Annotated in this window: 13 protein-coding genes; 4 read left to right on the plus strand and 9 right to left on the minus strand. The window is 73.9% G+C overall.

What is annotated here, in order from left to right; translation table 11 throughout:
* Nucleotides 1-416 precede the first annotated feature (416 nt).
* The 5 genes from D7318_RS18085 to D7318_RS18105 form a co-directional block, all read right to left on the minus strand.
* Complete coding sequence (locus D7318_RS18085) at nt 417-2,264, minus strand: FAD-dependent oxidoreductase (protein WP_120698165.1); 1,848 nt, start codon at nt 2,262-2,264, stop codon at nt 417-419.
* Nucleotides 2,265-3,824, minus strand: a complete 1,560-nt coding sequence (locus tag D7318_RS18090; RefSeq protein ID WP_120698166.1) for a succinic semialdehyde dehydrogenase — start codon at nt 3,822-3,824, stop codon at nt 2,265-2,267.
* An 866-nt stretch (nt 3,825-4,690) separates the two neighbouring features.
* A complete protein-coding gene (locus D7318_RS18095) occupies nt 4,691-7,270 on the minus strand; it encodes a protein kinase family protein (protein WP_230423859.1) in 2,580 nt (859 codons plus the stop codon).
* A 222-nt stretch (nt 7,271-7,492) separates the two neighbouring features.
* Nucleotides 7,493-9,640, minus strand: a complete 2,148-nt coding sequence (locus D7318_RS18100) for a serine/threonine-protein kinase (protein ID WP_120698168.1) — start codon at nt 9,638-9,640, stop codon at nt 7,493-7,495.
* Nucleotides 9,641-9,757: 117 nt separating this feature from the next.
* Nucleotides 9,758-11,464 carry a glycerol-3-phosphate dehydrogenase/oxidase gene (locus D7318_RS18105; protein ID WP_120698169.1) on the minus strand — a complete coding sequence of 569 codons (1,707 nt, stop codon included), beginning with the start codon at nt 11,462-11,464 and terminating at the stop codon, nt 9,758-9,760.
* Between the two features lie 200 nt (nt 11,465-11,664).
* Between D7318_RS18105 and D7318_RS18110 the strand changes: the two genes are divergently transcribed.
* Both D7318_RS18110 and D7318_RS18115 read left to right on the plus strand, forming a co-directional pair.
* Complete coding sequence (locus D7318_RS18110; RefSeq protein ID WP_120698170.1) at nt 11,665-12,900, plus strand: nucleotide sugar dehydrogenase; 1,236 nt, start codon at nt 11,665-11,667, stop codon at nt 12,898-12,900.
* A 33-nt stretch (nt 12,901-12,933) separates the two neighbouring features.
* Nucleotides 12,934-14,346, plus strand: coding sequence for an alkaline phosphatase PhoX (locus tag D7318_RS18115; RefSeq protein WP_120698171.1), 1,413 nt, complete (start codon nt 12,934-12,936; stop codon nt 14,344-14,346).
* Nucleotides 14,347-14,899: 553 nt separating this feature from the next.
* Here D7318_RS18115 and D7318_RS18120 read toward each other — a convergent pair.
* The 4 genes from D7318_RS18120 to D7318_RS18135 form a co-directional block, all read right to left on the minus strand.
* Entirely contained in the window at nt 14,900-16,015 is a 1,116-nt protein-coding gene (locus D7318_RS18120) for a GuaB3 family IMP dehydrogenase-related protein (RefSeq protein WP_120698172.1), read from the minus strand.
* Between the two features lie 25 nt (nt 16,016-16,040).
* Nucleotides 16,041-17,543: an IMP dehydrogenase gene (gene guaB / locus D7318_RS18125; RefSeq protein WP_120698173.1), complete on the minus strand. Its 1,503-nt coding sequence runs from the start codon at nt 17,541-17,543 to the stop codon at nt 16,041-16,043.
* 94 nt (nt 17,544-17,637) lie between these two features.
* Nucleotides 17,638-18,213, minus strand: coding sequence for an RNA polymerase sigma factor ShbA (gene shbA, locus D7318_RS18130; protein ID WP_329604583.1), 576 nt, complete (start codon nt 18,211-18,213; stop codon nt 17,638-17,640).
* Nucleotides 18,214-18,475: 262 nt separating this feature from the next.
* A complete protein-coding gene (locus tag D7318_RS18135; RefSeq protein ID WP_019431595.1) occupies nt 18,476-19,087 on the minus strand; it encodes a response regulator transcription factor in 612 nt (203 codons plus the stop codon).
* Nucleotides 19,088-19,411: 324 nt separating this feature from the next.
* Between D7318_RS18135 and D7318_RS18140 the strand changes: the two genes are divergently transcribed.
* Nucleotides 19,412-19,729 carry a WhiB family transcriptional regulator gene (locus D7318_RS18140; protein ID WP_120698175.1) on the plus strand — a complete coding sequence of 106 codons (318 nt, stop codon included), beginning with the start codon at nt 19,412-19,414 and terminating at the stop codon, nt 19,727-19,729.
* Between the two features lie 19 nt (nt 19,730-19,748).
* On the plus strand, nt 19,749-20,528 hold the full coding sequence (locus D7318_RS18145) for an SDR family NAD(P)-dependent oxidoreductase (RefSeq protein ID WP_120698176.1): 780 nt from the start codon (nt 19,749-19,751) through the stop codon (nt 20,526-20,528).
* Nucleotides 20,529-20,589 lie beyond the last annotated feature (61 nt).

Raw genomic sequence — 20,589 nt, forward strand, 5'->3', positions numbered from 1 at the left:
GGGACGCCGGGGACCGGCCGCCCGGGGCCCGGGTACCGGCTCTTGCGGTACTCCTGCCCGTCGCGCACGATGCGGAGGGACACCTTCAGACCAGTTGGCGGACCACGGCATACCCCCTCCAATGGTCCGACCAACGGCGGCGGCGCCTGCCCCCGGGCGCCGCGCCCAGCACCGGCGCCGCCCTGTCGCCCGTGCTGAAGCGGGGCCCCGGCCAGCACGGCCGGGGCCCCGCCCGTGTGGGTGCCCCGTGTCTCTTCCGTAATCCTTTCGAGCACAACCCTTTGCCCCGCGCGGCGGTCCTAGCAAGTGTCACCCCGGATCGCGGCCCCGACCGCGCCCGCGGTGGCCGCGGACTCCCCGATGAAGGACGCCCCATCGGGTCCGAGGGCGCCCGCACAGACCGAAGGGGCCCGTTCCTATTCCCCCGGGGGATGGGCCCCTTCGCCCCTCTCACGTCCCACCTGCCCCAAGGGCCCCTGAGACCCCTCCGGCACCTTGGGCACCGACAGCACCACGGTGGTGCGCAGCGCGCCGAACGCCGATCGAGGCACCGCGGGGGCGCGCGGCGCGACGGGCGCGAGCGGGCGGTAGGCGGCGCCCTGCGGCGGACGGGGGTCGGGCGCACCCGCGTTGGGCCACAGCGCCATGGCGCGTTCCGCCTGGGCGGTGATGGTCAGGGACGGGTTGACGCCCAGGTTGGCCGAGACGGCCGAGCCGTCCACGACCGAGATGCCGGGGTGGCCCCACAGCCGGTGGTACGGGTCGACCACGCCGTGCGCGGGGTCGGCGCCGATGGGGCAGCCGCCGAGGAAGTGCGCGGTCAGCGGCGTGCCGAGCAGCTCGCCCACGTTGGTCCCTGCGAAGCCGCCGATGTCATCGGCGATCGCCCTTGCCGCCTTCGCCCCCTCGGGGATGTGGCGGGGGTTGGGCGCGCCATGGCCCTGACGCGCGGTCAGCAGGCCACGGCCTGGGCGGCGCCGACGCAGGCGCGTGGTCAGGGAGTTGTCGTGGGTCTGCATCACCAGGGCGATGATGGTGCGTTCGGACCAGCGGCGGTGGGAGAGCGACATCAGGAAGAGCAGCGGGTGGCGGGCCGCGGTCGCGGCGTACGCCAGGGGCGCGGGCAGCCGCCCGTCCACCGGGAACTGCTGGATCGAAAGAAAGCCCATCGCGTTGGAGCCGCGGCCGTAGCGGACCGGCTCGATGTGGGTGTGCTCGTCGGGGTGGATCGAGGACGTGATGGCCACGCCCCTGGTGAAGTCGAGGTCCGCGTCGGCGCCGTGCCGCGCGCGGTAGCGACGGGGGGTGGTGCGGGCGCCCACGAGCGCCTCGGAGTTGGTGCGGGTCAGGGTGCCGAGCCGGTCGGACAGGTGGGGCAGGGCGCCGGTGACGCGCATCCGGTGCAGCAGCGTCTGGGTGCCATAGGTCCCGGCGGCCAGGACGACCCGGTGGGCGCGCAGAACGCGTTGCGCGCGGGAGCGCGCGTCCGTGCGCCGGGTGGTGACGGCGTATCCGTCGTCGCCCTCGAGGGGCGCGAGGGCCGTGACGGTGGTGAGCGGGTGGATCTCCGCGCCCGCGCGTTCGGCGAGGTGGAGATAGTTCTCGCCGAGGGTGTTCTTCGCGCCGTGGCGGCAGCCGGTCATGCACTCGCCGCACTGGAGGCAGGCACGGCGCGACGGGCCCGCGCCGCCGAAGTACGGGTCGGGCACCTCGGCGCCGGGCGCCACGGCGGGGGCCGTTCCTCCGGCGTCCAGGCCGTCGCCGAAGAAGACGCCGACCGGGGCGTGGTGGAACGTCTCGCCCACGCCCAGCCGTTCCGCCGCGGCGCGCAGATGGCGGTCGGACGGGGTGTCGGTGGGGTTGACGCGGACGCCGAGCATGCGCCTGGCCTGGTCGTAGTACGGCGCCAGCTCGCGCCGCCAGTCGGTGATGCCGCCCCACTGGCGGTCCTCGAAGAACGCGGCGGGCGGGACATAGAGGGTGCCCGCGTAGTTGAGGGAGCCGCCGCCCACCCCGGCGCCCGCCAGGATCATGACATTCCCCAGGACATGGATGCGCTGGATCCCGAAGAGGCCGAGCCGGGGCGCCCAGAGGTAGTCGCGCAACGCCCATGAGCTGCGGGGGAGTTCGTCCCTGGCGAAGCGGCGGCCCGCCTCCAGGACGGCGACCCGGTAGCCCTTCTCGGTCAGCCGCAGCGCGGCCACGGCGCCGCCGAACCCCGAGCCGACGACCACCACGTCGTAGTCGTACGCCGCGCCGCCCATCTACCGGATCCTCAGCGCCTTGAACGCCCGCAGCGAGCGGGTCATGAGCGCCGCGTACCGCCGGTCGTCCATGCCGAGCGAAGGGCCGAGCGGCAGCAGCCGCTGGCGGGCGACGGTCTGCGACTCGGTGAACCTGAGGATCCCCTCGGCGCCGTGCCTGCGCCCCACGCCCGAGTCGCCCATGCCGCCCATGGGCGCCCTGACGCTGCCGTAGGCGGCGGCGTAGCCCTCGTTGACGTTGACCGTCCCGGCGCGGAGGCGGGCGGCGACGGCCGCGGCGCGGCGCGGGGAGCGGGACCAGACGCTGGCGTTGAGGCCGTACGCCGTGTCGTTGGCGCGTTCGACGGCCTCGTCGTCGTCGGCGACGCGGTGGAACGCGACGACGGGGCCGAACGTCTCCTCGGCACCGACGGCCATGTCGGGGGTGACGCCGGTGAGGATCGTGGGCTCGTAGAAGTACGGGCCGAGGTCGGGGCGGGCGCGCCCGCCGGTCACGACGCGAGCGCCGCGCGCCACGGCGTCGTCCACGTGCCCCGCGACGGCGGCGAGGCGGGCGGCGGAGCAGAGCGAGCCCATGTCGGTGCCGTAGGCGAGCGGGGCGCCGAGCCGCATGGCCTCGGTGCGCGCGGTGAACGCGGCGAGGAACGCGTCGGCGACCGCCTCGTGCGCGTAGATCCGCTCGGCCGACACACACAGCTGGCCCGCGGAGGAGAAGCACGCGCGCACGGCCCCCGCGGCGGCCCGTTCCACGTCGGCGTCGTCAAGGACCAACAGGGCGTTCTTGCCGCCCAGTTCGAGGCTGGCCCCGATCAGCCGCTCCCCCGCGATCCGCGCCACCTCGCGCCCGGTGCGGGTCGAGCCCGTGAACGTCACATAGTCAGCCCGCCGCACCACCTGAGGGCCGACCACGGGCCCTTCGCCCAGCACGATCTGCCACACGTCGGCGGGCAGCCCGGCCTCGATCATCAGGCGCCGCGCCCACAGGGCGGTCAGCGCGGTCTCGGTGTCGGGCTTGGTGACGACGGCGTTGCCCGCGATCAGGGCGGGCAGGGCGTCGCCCGCGGAGAGCTCGAGCGGGTAGTTCCAGGGGGCGATCTGCCCGACGACGCCGCGCGGATGGCGCAGCTCGGTGACCCGGGTCAGCGCGGGAACGGCCCCCAGGTGCCGCCGCGGCCGCAGATGGGCCGGGCCCTGCCTGGCGTAGTGGCGGGCCGCGATGGCCACGCCCTGCACCTCCTCGTGCGCGTGCAGCCGCGCCTTGCCGGTCTCCAGCTGCACCAGGTCGAGCACCTCGTCCTGGCGACGCAGCAGCAGATCGTGGAAGCGCAGCACGACCCGGCACCTGCGCCGGACGCCCCACGCCTCCCACGCCGCGCGTGCGGCGCGGGCGCGGGCGAAGACGACGTCGATCTCGTCGCCGACAAGCCCCGGCAGCTCCGCCAGCACGCCCCCGGTGAGCGGCGTGTGGCACACGATCGTCCCGCCGCCCACCACGCCGTCGACGAGACCGGCCACCACCGCGTCGGGCACCGGCCCCTCGGTCGCCAACTCAGTCGTCATACGGGGAGGGTAGGGCCGCCCGCGACCCTTGCCTACCCGTCGGTAAGAAGGTGTTCGCTGCGCGGGCTTGGCGGGGGCGGCTACGGGCTGGACGTCCTCCCGTTCGCCGTCGGCCGACCGCTTCTTTCGTGGTGGGTGCGGGTTACCGATGGCACCTACGGGAGGGGGGGCGTCGGGTGTGCGGCCGTCTCTGTCACCGGTCGGTGTCGTTGTGGGTTGCGACCGTTCGCCAAACGGGCGCAGGCGGATACCGCTTTGCGGGTGGCCGACTTCCGCGTGGTCGGCCGGGGTGGCGCGCACCCTTCGGGCCTGCCCTGGCCGCCGCTCTCGTCGTTCACCGCGCGCACGTTGAGCTTATGTAGCGGGCCCGGTGCTTATCTGCCACTTACGCGGGGTCGGGGCCTCTTCTGAAACGGCGCACACTTTGTGTTGAACAAAACGTGCCTCGTGTGAAAAGAGACCCCGACCCGGCATAAGCACCACATAAGCGCCGCACTGCCGAGACGGCCTGCTACATCAGCTCGTCGGACATCAGGAATGAAAACGCTTCGGGCGGCCAGGGCAGGCCCGAAGGGTGCGCGCCACCGCAACCGACCACCGGGAAAACGGCCGCCAAGTACGGTCGCGGCTGCGCCCGTTCGGCGAACGGTCCCGGCCAGCGACGAGAGCTACCGTTTACCGAGGCGGCCGGTCACCCGACGCCCCCTCCCCCGTAGGTGCCAGCTCTTACCCGCACCCACCACGAAAGTGGAGGTCGGCGGACGGCGAACGGGAGGACGTCCAGCCAGTAGCCGCCGGGCGCTCAACGAGGCACCACGGCCGACGGCAGGAACCACCGGACCCTCCGTGGCCGCCCGGCCCCCCGGCTACGGCCGGTAGCTCTCCGCCGCCGCCGTATAAATCTCGTCGAGCCGCTCACGCTGCTCCGCGGGCCCCTCGACATACACCACGTGATACAGGCCGTCGATCAGCAACGCCCGGTTGAACGCGGTCCGTTCGCCGCCGTCGTCGCGCCAGTCGAAGATGCCCTGCGCCCACGAGATGCCGTCCTCGTAGTCCTCGTACAGGCCCGTGGAGCTGCGGTACTGGTACGCCCGGTACGGGTCGAGCTCGCGCTGGTCGCTCAGCTGGTAGTCCGTGGGCTCGGCCGCGACCTCCGCCGCGCTGTCGCGGCCCGGCACGAACAGCAGCCGCAGGCCCTCGCCCGAGTAGACGATCTGCCCGTCGCCGTTCGGCCCCTGGCGCTCCCAGCCCTCGGGGACCGTCGCCGAGAAGCCCTCCGCGTCCTGGGTCTCCATGAAACCGGCGGGTGGCGGCGCGGGCTCGGAGTCCTCCTCGGCGGGCGACGGATCCGTCGCGCCCTCCGTCGGATCGGCCGAGGGCGACGGCTCGCGCTCCTCCGCCGGAGGCGACTCGCGCCCCGCGGGCTCCTGCGACTCGGGCCCAGGCGGCGCCGAACCCCCTTCGTCGGTCCGTTCGTTGTCGGTCATGAACGCCATCACATACGCGATCGCCCCGGCCATCCCCAGCAGCACGAGCGTCAGCAGCGCGCGCCCAAGACGGCGCGGGCTGTGCTCCCCGCGCTGGCGCGGGCGCCGGCGCGGGCCGACCAACTCGCCCCGACGGCGCACGATCGGCAGCCGCCGAGGGTCGGCCGGGCGGCCCGGCTCAAGGGCGGGGGGCGCGGTGACCGTGCGCCGCCCCACCTCGGGCTCGGGCGCGCTGCGCAGCAGCGAGCGCAGCCAGCCCCGCAACTCCTCGGCGCTCAGCCGCTCGGTCGGGTCCTGCCGCAGCAGCGACTCGATGATGGGCCGCAGCGCCCCGCAGTCCTCGGCGAACGCGGGCTGCTCCGCGCACACCGCCTGCGTCAGCTCGGCCGCCGACTCCTCGGGGTAGGGCGGATAGCCCTGGACCGCGCGGAACAGCAGCGCGCCGAGCGCCCAGAAGTCGGCCGGGGGGCCGACGGGCGGCGCGAGCCGCCAGTTCGCGTACACCGGGCCCGCCTGCTCAGGCGCCCAGCGCTCGGTGACGGCGCCCACGGTGGCGATGCGCGCCTGGCGCGCGCGCTCGGCGGCCCTGGCGCTGTCGGGGCCCCGGTAACGGTCGTCCCCGCCCGCCCCCGGCATGGGAACGGACACCGTCGACGGCGCGGGCGCCCCCGCCGGGACCTGGATGGACACGGTCGACGGCGGCTGCGCGGGCGGCCCCGCCTGGGGCTGCTGCGGCTGACGCTGCGGAGGCGGCGCCTGACGGGGCGTGGGCTCCCAGCCCGTCCGCACCGGATGCGTAGGCCGCCCGGCGCCCGGCAGCTCGGTCGGCCCGGTGCCCGCGCGCTGCGCCGCACCGGCCTGGGTGCCCGCCCGGTACGCCGCGATCGCGCCGCTGCGCGCGGCCCGCTCGGCCGCCGTGGGCGGGCGCGCCCCGCGCTCGGGCGCGGCGCCGCCCTCGAAGTCCCAGGAGGCGGGCAGCCGTTCACCCGTCTCGGGCCCCGACCCGCCGCCCTGCTGCCGCATGCGCGCGACAAAGCCGCTCGTGCCGTCGCCCCCTGGGTGCGGCGGCGGCTCCTGGCCCCCGTCCTCCACCCGGGGAACGGCCCCGGTGTCCCAACGGCGGTACGCGTCCGGCACCGGCCCACCCCGCGGCCCCGCACCCGAAGCCCCGGAAGGACCCGAAGGCGCCGCGGGCTCCGTCCCCCACGGCTCGCCCCGCGAAGGTCCCTGGACGGGCTCGCGCGGCTGGAACCCCGGCGGCAGCCCGCCCTGCTCGCGCACGCGCGCCGCCAGCTGCCCCGGTGTCTCGGCGCCGGGCGGCAGCGGCGGACCCTGCGCGGGCCCGGGCTGCGGGCGTTGCAACGCCTCGGACTGCGGCGGCATGTGGGGCGGCAACGGGCCGCCCTGCGGCGGCGCCTGAGGCGGCGGCGCCTGCTGCTGCGGGGCGCGCGGCCCCGCCGCGAACGTGTCGGGCACGTCCGAGGGCAGCGGGTCGTACCCGCACAGCACCTCCTCGGCCGCGCCCGCGGCCAGCCCGGTCAGCACCGCGCGGCCGTCCTCGCAGATCAGCACGGTGCGCGCCGTGACGTTGCGGTGGGTCCAGCCCTGCGCGTGCACGATGCGCAGCGCGGCCAGCACGTCGGCGGCCACCTCGGCCGCGCGGAACGGGCCGAGCCGCTCCTCCGCCAGCATCGCGGCCAGCGGCCTCGCGGGCACTAATTCGCTGACGATCCAGAGCCCGTCGCCCTGCACGAAGACGTCGAAGACCTGGTCGAGCCTCGGGTGGTCGGGCAGCCTTGCCGCCGCCGCGGCGGCCTCGACGGCGCGCCGCACCACCGGGTCGTCGGGCTGACGGGTCGCCCGCTCGCTCCCACCCCGCACCACCGCCGGACGGGCCCTGCCGACCTCGTCGAGCGTCTCCGCCTCGACGACCTCGGGCAACGGCACCTGCCGCACCAGGACTTCCTGGCCACTTGCGGTGTCAAAGGCCCGTGACTCGATGAGCTCGAACTCGTCCGAGGGAGTCCTCGGGAGCCGATAACGATCTGCCAGAAGCCGTCCCGCATAACTTTCCACGATGCCTCCCCACCGCGTGCGAGCCCCCCGCGCCGGATCCGGCCTCTCACCATACGCGCCTGGGCTACCCCGCGGCTACGGTCCGTCAACTGCTGATAATGCTCAGTCCAAGGGCTGGAACGTCGCGAAGGCCGTCTCGCGCAACGTGCGGCACGCGTCGCCGTTCCACTCGTCCTCGGGGCAGGTGATCATGATCGCGTAGCCGTGACTGTCGTCTATTCGGAAACCTCTGTTCAGTACGTGGACACCCGTACCCCCTTCGGTGCGCAGGAACTCCCAGTCGGCGACGGTGGGATAGTCCCGCCACTCGACGGTCTCGATCGAGAGGCGCTCGTAGTCGTTGCTGTTCCCGCGGACGGCGGGCTCGAGGGCGCGCCACGAGGCCTCGGCGTCGTCCTGGGGGTTGCTGTTGAAGTCGACCTGCACCTTGGGGCCTTGGCGGTCGGGGGCGCTGTAGATGCCCCCGGAGTTCTGGCCGGCTATGTCGACGCGCTGCCAGCCCTGCGGCAGTGACATCCGGAAGTTGAAGTCGGCGTCGACGACCTCGTCGTACCCGGCGGGGGTGCCGGGGAGCGAGGCGTCGGGGTCGGCCTCGGGCTCGGTGCCTGGCGGCCCGCCCTCGTCGGCCGACGGATCCTCGTCGGCCGACTCCCCCGGGTCCCCCGCGTCCCCTGCGTCGCCGGAGTCGTCGGCCGGGGGGTCCTCCTGCGCCGGACCGTTCTCGGCGTTCTCCTCGTCGTCGGCCGGGGGGCTGGCGGGCTCCTCCGTGGTCCCTTGGCCGCCGGTCTCGCCGTCGTCGTCGCCGCCGAGCGTCGCGGCCAGGGCGGCGCCGATCAGCGCGAGGACCGCGACCACGACGGCCGCGATGACCAAGGTGCGCCGACGCCCCGCGGCGAGGCGCGCGCGGTACGTCGTGGTCGTGCTCGACGAGCCGTCGCCCGGCTCCGGGGTCGGGGCGTCGGAGGCCGGGGCCGCCACCGGGACCGCCGGGGTGGGCGCGGGCGTCGGGGCCGGGTCGGCAGCCGACCCCTTCCCCTTGCCCGGCCGCTCGGCGAGGCCGACCACCAGGGTCTTCCCCGCGTCCGCGGCCTTCTCCCTCTCGGCCTTCTCGGCTTTCTCGGCCTTCTCCGCGCTCTCCGCCTCGGCCAGCGCGGCCGTGAGCAGCCGTCTGGTCTCCGGCTCGTCGAGCCGCGCGGCCGGGTCCTTCTTGAGCAGCCCGGTCACCACGGCGGTCAACGGGCCCGCCCGGCGCGGCGCGGGCACCGGGTCGTGCATGACGGCGGCCAGCGTGGCGATCGCGCCACCCTCGTCGTAGGGCGGGCGGCCCTCGACGCAGCAGAACAACAGCGCGCCGAGGGACCACAGATCGGCGGGCGGGCCCGGCTGCTGGCCCCTGGCGCGCTCGGGCGAGATGTAGGAGGGCGCGCCGACGAGCATGCCGGTGGAGGTGATCGACGGGTCGCCCTCGACCTTGGCGATGCCGAAGTCGGTGAGGACGACGCGCCCGTCCTCGTCGGCGATGAGAACGTTCGACGGCTTGACGTCGCGGTGCAGGATGCCGCCGGTGTGCGCGGCGCGCAGCACGTCGAGGACGGCGAGGCCGATCGCGGCGGCGCGCGCGGGCGGCATCGGCCCGTCGCGGCGCACGATGTCGGCGAGCGAGCGCCCCTCGATCAGCTCCATCACGATCCACGGCCGCGAGCCCTCGTCCACCACGTCGTAGATGGTGACGACGCCCCTGCTGCGGATCTTGGCGATCGCCTTCGCCTCGCGCAGGGTGCGCGTGATCATGCGCTTGCGCTCGCCGTCGTCGACGCCGGGCGGCAGCCGCAGCTCCTTCACCGCGACCTCGCGGCCCAGGATCTCGTCGGTGGCGTGCCAGACGGTGCCCATGCCGCCACGGCCCACGACGGCGCCGAGGCGGTAACGCCCGTTGAGCAGGCGGGCACTTGACCGCTCCACCGCCACCGTCGTCTCAGGGGACGCGTCGTCATCCGGCGCGTCCGCGGCGACGGCCCCGTCCGACACCTCGTCCGACGCCCCGTCCGACACCTCGTCAGCCTCCGCGCCCCCGGCGCGCGCCGAAGCGTCGCGCGACGCGTCGCCGCGCGGCTCGATGCGCGGATCGGCGCGCGGCTCATCGCGCGCGCCCGCGTCGCCCGCCTCGGCCCCGGCACCCGCGTCCGGCGCCTCGCGCGCCTCGTTCTTCGGGGCGTTCCGCGCCTCGGTGTCCCCGTTGTCTTGGCCCATGCGTCCCCTCCGGCTTCCCCGGCCATTGTCACCCATTCCGCCGACACCGGGGTGACCGGGCGCATCACGCCATCGCTACGGCATCACCACCGCGGCCTCGGGCCGCTCACCGTTGCCTCACAGCGGCACGGTGTCGGGCGCCCCCAACCTGGCCGCGTCCGCCGTCTGGTCGTCCGGCTGGAGCTGTGACTCGCGCTCGGCCTCGACCCGCTTCCTGTAGTGCTCCACCTCGCGTTCAACCTGGTCGGGCGTCCAGCCGAGCACCCCGCCCATCAGCTCGGCGCACTCGTGCGCGCTGCGCGTCCCGCGGTCGAACGTCTCGATCGAGATCCGCGTCCTGCGCGTGAGCACGTCCTCGAGGTGCCGGGCGCCCTCGTGCGAACAGGCGTACACGATCTCGGCCTTGAGGTAGTCGTCGGCCGCGGGCAGCGGCTCGCCGAGCCTGGGGTCACCGGCGATCAGGTCGAGCAGCTCCTCCGTCAACGAGCCGTACCGCCGCAGCAGATGCTCGACCCGCGCCTCGTGCAGCCCGACGCGCGTGGCGAGCCTGGCCCTGGCGTTCCACAGCGCGTGGAAGCCCTCGGCGCCCGCGAGGCGCACCTCCTCGGTGCAGCACGCCGCGACGCGCTGGTCGAGGCCGTGCACGGCCGCGTCGACCGCGTCCTTCGCCATGACGCGGTAGGTCGTGTACTTGCCGCCCGCGACGACCACGAGCCCCGGCACGGGGTGCGCCACCGTGTGCTCGCGCGACAGCTTGCTCGTGGCGTCCGACTCCCCGGCGAGCAGCGGGCGCAGCCCGGCGTAGACGCCCTCGACGTCGTCGCGGGTCAGCGGAACGGCGAGCACGGCGTTGATGTGGTCGAGCAGGTAGTCGATGTCGGCGCTCGATGCCGCGGGGTGCGCCTTGTCGAGGTCCCACGCGGTGTCCGTCGTGCCGATGATCCAGTGCCTGCCCCACGGGATGACGAACAGCACGCTCGTCTCGGTGCGCAGGATCAGCCCGGTCGCCGAGTGGATGCGGTCCTTGGGCACCACCAGGTGGATGCCCTTGGACGCGCGCACATGGAACTGCCCCCGCTCCGCGATCATCGCCTGGGTGTCGTCGGTCCACACCCCGGTGGCGTTGACGACCTGCTTGGCCCGCACCTCGTACGTGCCGTTCTCCTCCAGGTCCCGCACCCGCACGCCCACGACGCGCTCCCCCTCGCGCAGAAACTCCGTCACCCGCGCGCGGTTGGCCACGTGCGCCCCGAAGCCCGCCGCGGTGCGCACCAGCGTGGCGACGTAGCGCGCGTCGTCCATCTGGGCGTCGTAGTACTGCAACGCCCCGACCAGCGCGTCCTTCTTCAGCGCCGGCGCGACCCGCAGCGCGCCGCGGCGCGAGAGGTGCCGGTGGTGGGGCAGCCCGCCGGTGCGGCCCGACGAACGCGCCATCAGGTCGTACATCGCGACGCCAGTGCCCGCGTAGACGCGCTCCCACGCACGGTGCTTGAGCGGATAGAGGAACGGCACGGGCCGCACCAGGTGCGGGGCGATGCGGTCGAGCAGCAGGCCGCGCTCCTTGAGCGCCTCGCGGACCAGCCCGAAGTCCAGCATCTCCAGGTAACGCAGCCCGCCGTGGATGAGCTTGCTCGACCTGCTCGAGGTGCCCGAGGCCCAGTCCCGCGCCTCGAGAAGCCCCGTGGACAGCCCTCTGGTCACCGCGTCGAGGGCGGTGCCCGCCCCGACGATGCCTCCTCCGATCACGAGCACGTCGAGCTCGCGCTCCGACATCCCGGCCAGTGCCTCGGTCCGCTGTTCGGGCCCCAGTGCGACTGTCCTCACGCCTGCCTCCTCATCGGCCGCTCCGCCAGTGTGGGTGTCACTCGCTCGCTCGCCTGCTCGTTCGGGTCATGTCCCGCTAACGATGCTCCCCCATTTCCGCCGCTTTGGCGCGCCATCGATCCACCCCGGCGGTCAATCGGCTACATCTGTCATATATGCCCCTAAGCAGACAGACCGGGCAGAAGGGAGCCGTGCCGCGTATGCCCGCCGATCTCGCGGTTCTCGGCCTTGAGCAGCTGGGACTGCCCGCCGCCCAGGCCGCCACCGCCGCCGGAGTCGCCACCGTCGGCTTCACCCCCGAGCACGCCACCGCCACGTGGCTGAACGCGGGTCGCGCCCCCGCCGGTGGCGCGCTCTCCGCCGCCGAGTTGCGCCGCATGCTGGCCACCGGCTTCCGCGCCACCAGCGACCCGGCGGTGCTCGGCCGGGTCCGCACGGCGCTCATCTGCGCCCCCACGCCCCCGGGCGCCGGGCGCGCGCCGGACCTGGGCGCCCTGCGCGCCGTCACCGAGGCACTCGCCGCGCACCTGCGCCCGCGCACCCTGGTCGTGGTGGAGTCCGCCGTCCACCCCGGCACCACCCACGACGTCGTGCGCCCCCTCCTCGAACGCGGCTCCGGGCTGCGCGCCGGGCGCGACTTCCATCTCGCCTGCGCTCCGGGGCGCGGCGACCCCGGCGGGCGCGCCCCCGGCAGCGCCCCCCGCGTCATCGGCGGCCTCACCCCCGCCTGCACCGAGGCCGCCGCCGCGTTCTACGGCCGCCTCACCGACAAGGTGGTGCGCGCGAAGGGCGTGGCCGAGGCCGAGGCCGTCAAGGTCCTCGAGACCAACTTCCGGCACGTCAACACCGCGCTCGTCAACGAGATGGCCGTGCTCTGCCACGATGTGGGCATCGACCTGTGGGACGTGGTCCGCTGCGCGGAGACCCGCCCCCACGGCCCCGCCCCGTTCCGCCCGGGGCCCGGCGTCGGCGGCCACGCCGCGCCGATGGACCCCGGCGGGCGACTGCGGCTCGTGGGCCTCGCGCGCGAGGTCAACGAGCGCATGCCGCGTTACGTCACCGAACGCGCCGCCGCTCTGCTCAACGAGCACGGCAAGTCCGCGCGCGGCGCCCGCGTCCTCCTGCTCGGCGTCACCCACACGCCCGACGTGCCCGACCTGCCCGACGAGGAGGCCACCCCGGCCCATGAGATCGCCACGCGGCTGATGGCCCTGGGAGCCCAACTCACCTACCACGACCCGCTGGTGGCGCGGTGGCGCGTCGCGGGCCACCCGATCCCACGCGCCGTCGCGCTCTACGAGGCCGCCGCCGACGCCGACCTCACGCTGCTCCTCCAGCCGCACGCCACCTATGACCTCCAGGGCCTCGCCGCCAAGGCCCCCCTGCTGCTCGACACCCGGGGCGCGACCCCCGCGGGGGCCGCCCACCGGTTGTGAGGCCCCAGACCCTTCGCCTACGGTGCAGGGCCCATGAACCCCCCTCGACCGATCTCCCGCCGCTCCTTCGTCGGCCGCTCCGGCGTCGCCCTGCTGGGCAGCGTGGGCGTACTGGCGAGCGCCCCCGGCGCGTTGGCCTGTGAGCACGCGGGCGTGCGCGCCCCCGGCTATGGCCCCCTGCTGGCCGACCCGGAGGGCCTGATCTCCCTCCCCGAGGGCTTCGCCTACCGGGTGCTCACCCGGGCCGGGCACACCACGCTCACCACGGGCGAGCCCACCCCCTCCCACCACGACGGCGCGGGCGCGTTCGAGGGCCCAGGGGGCTCCGTCCTGCTGGTGGGCAACCACGAGCTGGACGGCCCCCGTTCGAACTGGCGCCACCCCGTCCCCCTGGCCGATGGCCTGGTCTACGACCCGGCGGCCTCGGGCGGCTGCACCGTCGTCGAGATCCCGCCCGACGGCGGCCCCGTCACCGAGTGGGTCGGCATCGCGGGCACCTCGACCAACTGCGCGGGCGGCACCACCCCCTGGGGCACCTGGCTCACGTGCGAGGAAACGGCCGACCGCGCGGGCGAGAACGGCATGACGGCCGACCACGGCTATGTCTTCGAGGTGGACCCCCTCAACGCGGCGGCGGGCCGCGACCCCCGCCCGATCAAGGCCCTGGGCCGCTTCGAGCACGAGGCCGCCGTCGTCGACCCGACCGCGGGCCACCTCTACCTGACCGAGGACGCGAGCGGGCCCAACGGCCTGTTCTACCGCTGGACCCCGCCCCGCGGCTTCGTCCACGGCCCTGGCGCGCTGCGCGGGCTGCCCGACGACGCGGGAACGCTCCAGGCGTTCCGCTGCACCGACGCCGAAGGCCGCTTCGTCGACGACCTGAGCCGCGCCACCGGGACCGGCACCGTCTACGACGTCACCTGGGTCGACGTTCCCGACCGCGACGCCCGTTCCACGCCGATCCGCGAGCAGTTCGACGAGGGCCGGGTCACCAGGGGCCGCAAGCTCGAGGGCATGTGGTGGTGCGACGAGGGCGCGTATGTCGTCTCGTCGTACGCCCGCGACGAGAGCCCCGGCGCCCCGCACGACGGACAGGTGTGGCTCTACGACCCGGGGCGGCACACGTTCACGCTGAAGGTGCTGCTCGGCACGGGCGCCGACCCGCTCGCCCCTGGCCGCACCGACGGCCCCGACAACATCACCGTCTCCCCGCACGGCGGCCTGGTCGTCGCGGAGGACGGCGAGGGCCACCAGCAGCTGTTCGTCGCGGACGAGGAGGGGCGCACGTTCCCCCTCGCGCGCAACGAGCTCAACCTCGGCACGCCCGAGCGGCCCTCCTACGGGGAGTTCGCCGGGGTGACCTTCTCACCGGACGGCACCACCCTGTACGCGGCCATCCAGGACCCCGGCATCCTGCTGTCCATCACGGGCCCCTGGCGCCGGTGAATCGCCTGCCGCGGGCCACCCCCGCGAAACGCCACGCACCGCAGGCCCGCCCCCGCGGGCGCCCCCGCGAACACCGCCCCGAAGGCGGCACCCCGCCGCCGGACGTCCACAACACCCGTCACCCCGCACACAGAGCGACCACCCCCCGCAGGACACCGCCCCGCGCGAAGCGCGGACCCCCGCACCCACAACACCCCGCATCACAGCCCCCGTTGCCACACACCGAGCGCTCCCCTGCCGCAGGCGCACCCCCGCAGGGCACCGCCCCGCGCGAAGCGCGAAGCTCCGCCCGCGCCGCAGGCGCACCGCCCCGCCGAAGGCGCACCCCCGCGCGAAGCGCCAAGCACCGCCCGCGCCGAAGGCGCGAGGAAACGCAGGCGGGCAGACACCCACACACACCAACCACCTCCGCCGCAGACGCACCCCCGCGCGGAGCGCAGAGCACCACCCGCCGAAGGCACCCCCCGCGCGAAGCGCGAAGCACCCCCCGCGCCGAAGGCGCGGCAAAGGACGGGCGGGCAGCGGACAACCCCGAAGGCACAGCGCCCAGCGTTCAGCGCGAGCGCGCCACCGTCACCTCGACGCGCTGGAACTCCTTCAGCTCCGAGTACCCCGTCGTCGCCATCGCGCGGCGCAGCGCCCCGAAGAAGTTCATCGAGCCGTCCGGGATGTGCGAGGGCCCCGTCAGGATCTCCTCCGTCGTGCCCACGGTCCCGAGGTGCACCTTCTTGCCGCGCGGCACGTCCTCGTGCACGGCCTCCATGCCCCAGTGGTGCCCGCGCCCCGGCGCGTCCGTCGCGCGCGCGAGCGGCGACCCCATCATCACGGCGTCCGCGCCGCAGGCCACCGCCTTGGGCAGGTCGCCCGACCACCCCACGCCACCGTCCGCGATGACGTGCACATAACGCCCGCCGGACTCGTCCATGTAGTCCCGCCGCGCCGCCGCGACATCCGCCACGGCCGTGGCCATCGGCACCTGGATACCCAGGACATTCCGCGTCGTGTGCGCCGCGCCCCCGCCGAAGCCGACGAGCACGCCCGCCGCCCCCGTGCGCATCAGGTGCAACGCCGCCGTGTACGTCGCGCAGCCGCCGACGATCACGGGCACGTCGAGCTCGTAGATGAACTGCTTGAGGTTCAGCGGCTCGGCCGCCCCCGACACATGCTCGGCCGACACGGTCGTGCCGCGGATCACGAAGAGGTCGACGCCCGCGTCGAGCACGACCTTCGAGAACTGCGCCGTCCGCTGCGGCGAGAGCGCCGCCGCCGTCACCACGCCCGCGTCCCTGACCTCCCGCAGCCGCCGGAAGATCAGCTCCTCCTTGATGGGCGCGGCGTAGATCTCCTGGAGGCGCCCGTTCGCCGTGGCCTCGTCGAGCCCGGTGATCTCGTCGAGCAGCGGCCGCGGATCCTCGTAACGGGTCCACAGGCCCTCGAGGTTGAGCACCCCCAGGCCGCCGAGCTCGCCGATCCTGATGGCCGTCGCGGGCGAGACCACCGAGTCCATCGGCGCCGCGAGGAACGGCAGCTCGAAACGGTAGGCGTCGATCTGCCAGGCGATCGAGACCTCCTTGGGGTCGCGGGTACGCCTGCTGGGCACCACGGCGATGTCGTCGAACGCGTAGGCCCGCCGCCCCCGCTTGCCACGGCCGATCTCGATCTCGGTCACGAGGAACCCCTTCCTTGGACGTTGCTCAGCGCCGCGAGTAGTTCGGGGCTTCCGTCGTCATCTGGATGTCGTGCGGGTGGCTCTCCTTCAGCCCGGCCGCGGTGATGCGGACGAACCTGCCCCGCTCCTTGATCTCGGGCACGGTGCGCCCGCCGAGGTAGTACATCGACTGGTGCAGCCCGCCGATCAGCTGGTGCACCACGGACGCGAGCGGCCCGCGGTAGGGCACCTGGCCCTCGACGCCCTCGGGGATCAGCTTGTCGTCCTCGCCGACCTCCTCCTGGAAGTACCGGTCCTTGGAGTACGAACGCTGCTCGCCCCGCGACTGCATCGCCGCCAACGAGCCCATCCCGCGATACGACTTGAACTGCTTGCCGTTGATGAACAGCAGCTCGCCCGGCGACTCCTCGCACCCCGCGAGCAGGCTGCCGAGCATGACCGTGTCGGCCCCCGCGACCAGCGCCTTGGCGATGTCGCCGCTGTACTGGAGGCCGCCGTCGCCGATCACGGGGATGCCCGCGTCGCGCGCCGCGAGCGACGCCTCGTGGATGGCCGTGACCTGCGGGACGCCGATCCCGGCGACCACGCGCGTCGTGCAGATCGACCCCGGGCCCACGCCCACCTTGATGCCGTCCACGCCCGCGTCCACGAGCGCCCGCGCGCCGTCGCGCGTCGCGACGTTCCCGGCGACGACGTCCACCGTGTGGTTCGACTTGATCTTGGCGGCCATGTCGGGCACCAGCCGCGAGTGGCCGTGCGCGGTGTCCACCACGAGGAAGTCGACGCCCGCCTCGATGAGCGCCTCGGCCCGGTCGTAGGCGTCCCCGGCCACGCCGACCGCCGCACCGACGATCAGCCGCCCCTCGGCGTCCTTGGCGGCCCTGGGGTACTTCTCGGCCTTCACGAAGTCCTTGACGGTGATCAGGCCGCTGAGCCTGCCCTCGCCGTCCACGAGCGGAAGCTTCTCGATCTTGTGCCGCCGCAGCAGCTCCATCGCGTCGTCGCCCGAGATCCCGACCCGCCCGGTGACCAGCGGCATCGGCGTCATGACCTCGCGCACCTGGCGGCCGCGGTCGGGCTCGAAGGCCATGTCCCGGTTGGTGACGATCCCCAGCAGCCGCCCCGCCGCGTCCGTGACCGGCACGCCGCTGATGCGGAACCGCGCGCACAGCTCGTCGGCGTCCCGCAGCGTGGCGTCGGGGCGGATGGTGATCGGGTCGGTGACCATGCCGGACTCGGACCGCTTGACGCGGTCGACCTGGGCCGCCTGGTCCTCGATCGACAGATTGCGGTGGAGCACGCCCGCCCCGCCCTGCCGCGCCATGGCGATGGCCATCCGTGCCTCGGTGACCTTGTCCATGGCCGCGGAGATCAGCGGAACGTTCACCCGGACGTTGCGCGAGAGCCGCGACGACGTGTCGATGTCGCCCGGCGCCATGTCCGCGGGGCCGGGCAGCAGCAGCACATCGTCGAAGGTCAGCCCGAGCGCCGCGAACTTCTCCGGCACCTCACCCGCGTAATCAGTCATGACAGCCTTTCCCACGCAACCCGCATGGCTGTCCATGCTACGGCTCCGTCCGGGTGCCCCTCGACCGGCCGTCCCACGCCAGGGACCCGGGCCCTCAACGCCCCGCGAGCGCCCGCAGCCTGGTGAGCGCGCGATGCTGCGCCACGCGGACGGCCCCCGGCGACATCCCGAGCTTCTGCCCGGTCTCCTCGGCGGTCAGCCCCACCGCGACGCGCAGCAGCACCAGCTCCCGCAGGTGGTCGGGCAGATTGGCGAGCAGCTTCCTCGCCCACTCGGCGTCGCTGCTCAGCAGCGCCCGCTCCTCGGGCCCGAGGGAGTCGTCGGGCCGCTCGGGCATCTCGTCGGACGGCACCACCGTGCTGCCGGGGTGGCGCAGCGCGGCCCGCTGGAGATCGGCGACCTTGTGCGCGGCGATGGCCACGACGAACGCGTCGAACGGGCGGCCCGTGTCCTGGTAGCGCGGCAGCGCGCACAGGACGGCGAGGCACACCTCCTGAGCGAGGTCGTCCACGAAGTGCCTGGCCTCCCCCGGCAGCCGCGCGAGCCGGACGCGGCAGTAGCGCAGGGCGAGCGGGTGCACATGGGCGAGCAGGTCGTGGGTGGCCTGGGGGTCCCCCGCGGCGGCACGATGGACGAGGGCGCCGATCCCCGCTGTCTCGTCATCGCGCATCGGTCCATGGTGCACTGTCGCCGCTGGGTCCGGACCACCGCCGACGGAGTTGTGCACCGAAGCGTTATGTGCGCCGGGAGCGTTGCGTGCGGGAGCGCCGAACGACATGTCCAGAGCCCTCCCCTCACGCCTGGCCGACTCGTCCCCAAGGAGCGTCATGCTTCCAAGGATGCGTCACCCGCGCGGCTTTTGGTCGAGCTCTCCTCACCGGACGGGGCGACAGCGGCCGACCGCACTCCCCGTCCGGTGCGGTCGGGCCGGATCAGCGGACGAGTCCCCAGCGGAATCCCAGCGCGACGGCGTGCGCGCGGTCGGAGGCGCCCAGCTTCTTGAACAGCCGGCGCGCGTGCGTCTTGACCGTGTCCTCGGAGAGGAAGAGCTCGCGGCCGATCTCGGCGTTCGACCGGCCGTGGCTCATCCCCTCGAGCACCTGGATCTCCCGGGCGGTGAGCGTCGGCGCCGCGCCCATGTCCGATGACCGCAGGCGGCGTGGCGCGAGCCGCCACGTCGGGTCGGCGAGCGCCTGGGTGACGGTGGCGCGCAGCTCCGCGCGCGAGGCGTCCTTGTGGAGGTAGCCCCGCGCGCCCGCGGCGACGGCGAGCGCGACGCCGTCGAGGTCCTCGGCGACGGTGAGCATGATGATGCGCGCGCCGGGGTCGGCGGAAAGAAGGCGCCGAACGGTTTCCACACCCCCGAGCCCGGGCATTCGGACGTCCATCAGAATCAGGTCGGAACGGTCGGCACCCCAGCGGCGCAGGACCTCCTCGCCGTTGGCGGCCGTCGTGACCCGCTCAACGCCGGGCACGGTCGCGACCGCGCGGCGGAGCGCCTCCCGGGCGAGCGGGGAGTCGTCGCAGACAAGGACGGAAGTCATGGTCGCCCTCCGCAGCTGATGCGCATCACCTTGAGCCTCCAGGCACAGTCGTGTGTGTCGTCATCTGTGCGATTGACAGCCGTGTCAACCGCCTCCGCCCTCTCAACGACGGTCACCCGAAAGAGTTACGGCCTCCAACCTCACAGCAGCAGCACTGTACGTGACCGCTCGGTCACGTGGGGGTCGCCCCGGACAAACACGCCGAACATCCGTTTTTGACCTATTTAGACCTTATTGGCCATCTCGGGGTGTCTATGACCATATTCGGCTGGTAGTCATATTTACATCTACATTCCTGAGCCTCGATGACGATGGGACACTGTCATGGCAGATTTCTCCCGCCTTCCGGGCCCCAACGCCGACCTGTGGGACTGGCAGTTGCTCGCCGCCTGCCGGGGCGTGGACAGCTCGTTGTTCTTCCATCCCGAGGGAGAGCGCGGGGCGGCGCGCAGCGCTCGCGAAGAGGCGGCGAAGGAAGTGTGCATGCGCTGCCCGGTGCGTACCGAGTGCGCCAAGCACGCGCTCTCCGTCCGTGAGCCGTACGGCGTCTGGGGCGGGCTGACCGAGGACGAGCGCGAGGAGCTGCTCGGCCGCGCGCGCCGCGACCTGGTGAACGCGCACCCACAGGCGGGCGCCCGCTGACTCCGAGTACCGTCGTGATATGACAACTGCATTGGTGACGGGAGCGACGGCGGGCATCGGCGCCGCCTTCGCCCGCCGGCTGGCCCGCGACCGGCACGACCTCGTGCTCGTCGCGCGCGACGCCGACAGACTCAGGCGGCAGGCCGCCGAGTTGCACGACCGGCACGGGATCGAGGCGAGCGTCCTCCCTGCCGACCTGTCCACCGACGAGGGCATCGGCGCGGTCGAGAAGCGGCTGTCCGACCCCGAGCACCGGGTCGATCTCCTGGTGAACAACGCCGGGTTCGGCCTCAAGGGCGCCTTCCTCGACGTTCCGCTCGCCGACGAGCTGCGGATGCTGAAGGTGCACTGCGAGGCGGTGCTGCGGCTGACCTCGGCGGCCGTCGAGCCGATGAAGGAGCGCGGCGGGGCCGTGATCAACGTGTCATCGGTGGCGGCGTTCTTCCCCCGTGGCACCTACAGCGCGTCCAAGTCGTGGGTCGTGCAGTTCACCGCGGGAGCGGCGCGCGACCTGGCGGGGAGCGGGGTGCGGCTGATGGCGCTGTGCCCCGGCTTCGTGCGGACCGAGTTCCATCAGAGGGCCTCGATGGACATGGAGTCGCTTCCCGGCTGGATGTGGCTCGAGGCCGACCGCGTGGTGGACGCGGGGCTCAAGGACCTGGACCGCGGCAAGTTCGTGTCGGTCCCCGACCCGCGGTACAAGATGATCACGGGCACTTCACGCCTGGCCCCACGCAACTCGCTGGCCAGCCTCTCCTCACGCGTCGGGCGCCGCAACGGGCCCAAGCGCGGCCGCTGAACGCGCGCGGGCCCCGCCCCTCCACCGGTGAGTTCGGCGGCGGAACGGGGCCCGCGGGCGG

Source organism: Streptomyces radicis (genome assembly GCF_003626575.1).
In the GTDB taxonomy this organism is placed as follows: Bacteria; Actinomycetota; Actinomycetes; order Streptomycetales; family Streptomycetaceae; genus Streptomyces; species Streptomyces radicis.

Bases quoted from the DNA above. Each gene is read 5' to 3' on its own strand.
- D7318_RS18085 (WP_120698165.1), bottom strand. From the start codon at position 2,264: ATGGGCGGCGCGGCGTACGACTACGACGTGGTGGTCGTCGGCTCGGGG.
- D7318_RS18090 (WP_120698166.1), bottom strand. From the start codon at position 3,824: ATGACGACTGAGTTGGCGACCGAGGGGCCGGTGCCCGACGCGGTGGTG.
- D7318_RS18100 (WP_120698168.1), bottom strand. From the start codon at position 9,640: ATGGGCCAAGACAACGGGGACACCGAGGCGCGGAACGCCCCGAAGAAC.
- D7318_RS18110 (WP_120698170.1), top strand. From the start codon at position 11,665: ATGCCCGCCGATCTCGCGGTTCTCGGCCTTGAGCAGCTGGGACTGCCC.
- D7318_RS18115 (WP_120698171.1), top strand. From the start codon at position 12,934: ATGAACCCCCCTCGACCGATCTCCCGCCGCTCCTTCGTCGGCCGCTCC.
- guaB (WP_120698173.1), bottom strand. From the start codon at position 17,543: ATGACTGATTACGCGGGTGAGGTGCCGGAGAAGTTCGCGGCGCTCGGG.
- shbA (WP_329604583.1), bottom strand. From the start codon at position 18,213: ATGCGCGATGACGAGACAGCGGGGATCGGCGCCCTCGTCCATCGTGCC.
- D7318_RS18135 (WP_019431595.1), bottom strand. From the start codon at position 19,087: ATGACTTCCGTCCTTGTCTGCGACGACTCCCCGCTCGCCCGGGAGGCG.
- D7318_RS18140 (WP_120698175.1), top strand. From the start codon at position 19,412: ATGGCAGATTTCTCCCGCCTTCCGGGCCCCAACGCCGACCTGTGGGAC.
- D7318_RS18145 (WP_120698176.1), top strand. From the start codon at position 19,749: ATGACAACTGCATTGGTGACGGGAGCGACGGCGGGCATCGGCGCCGCC.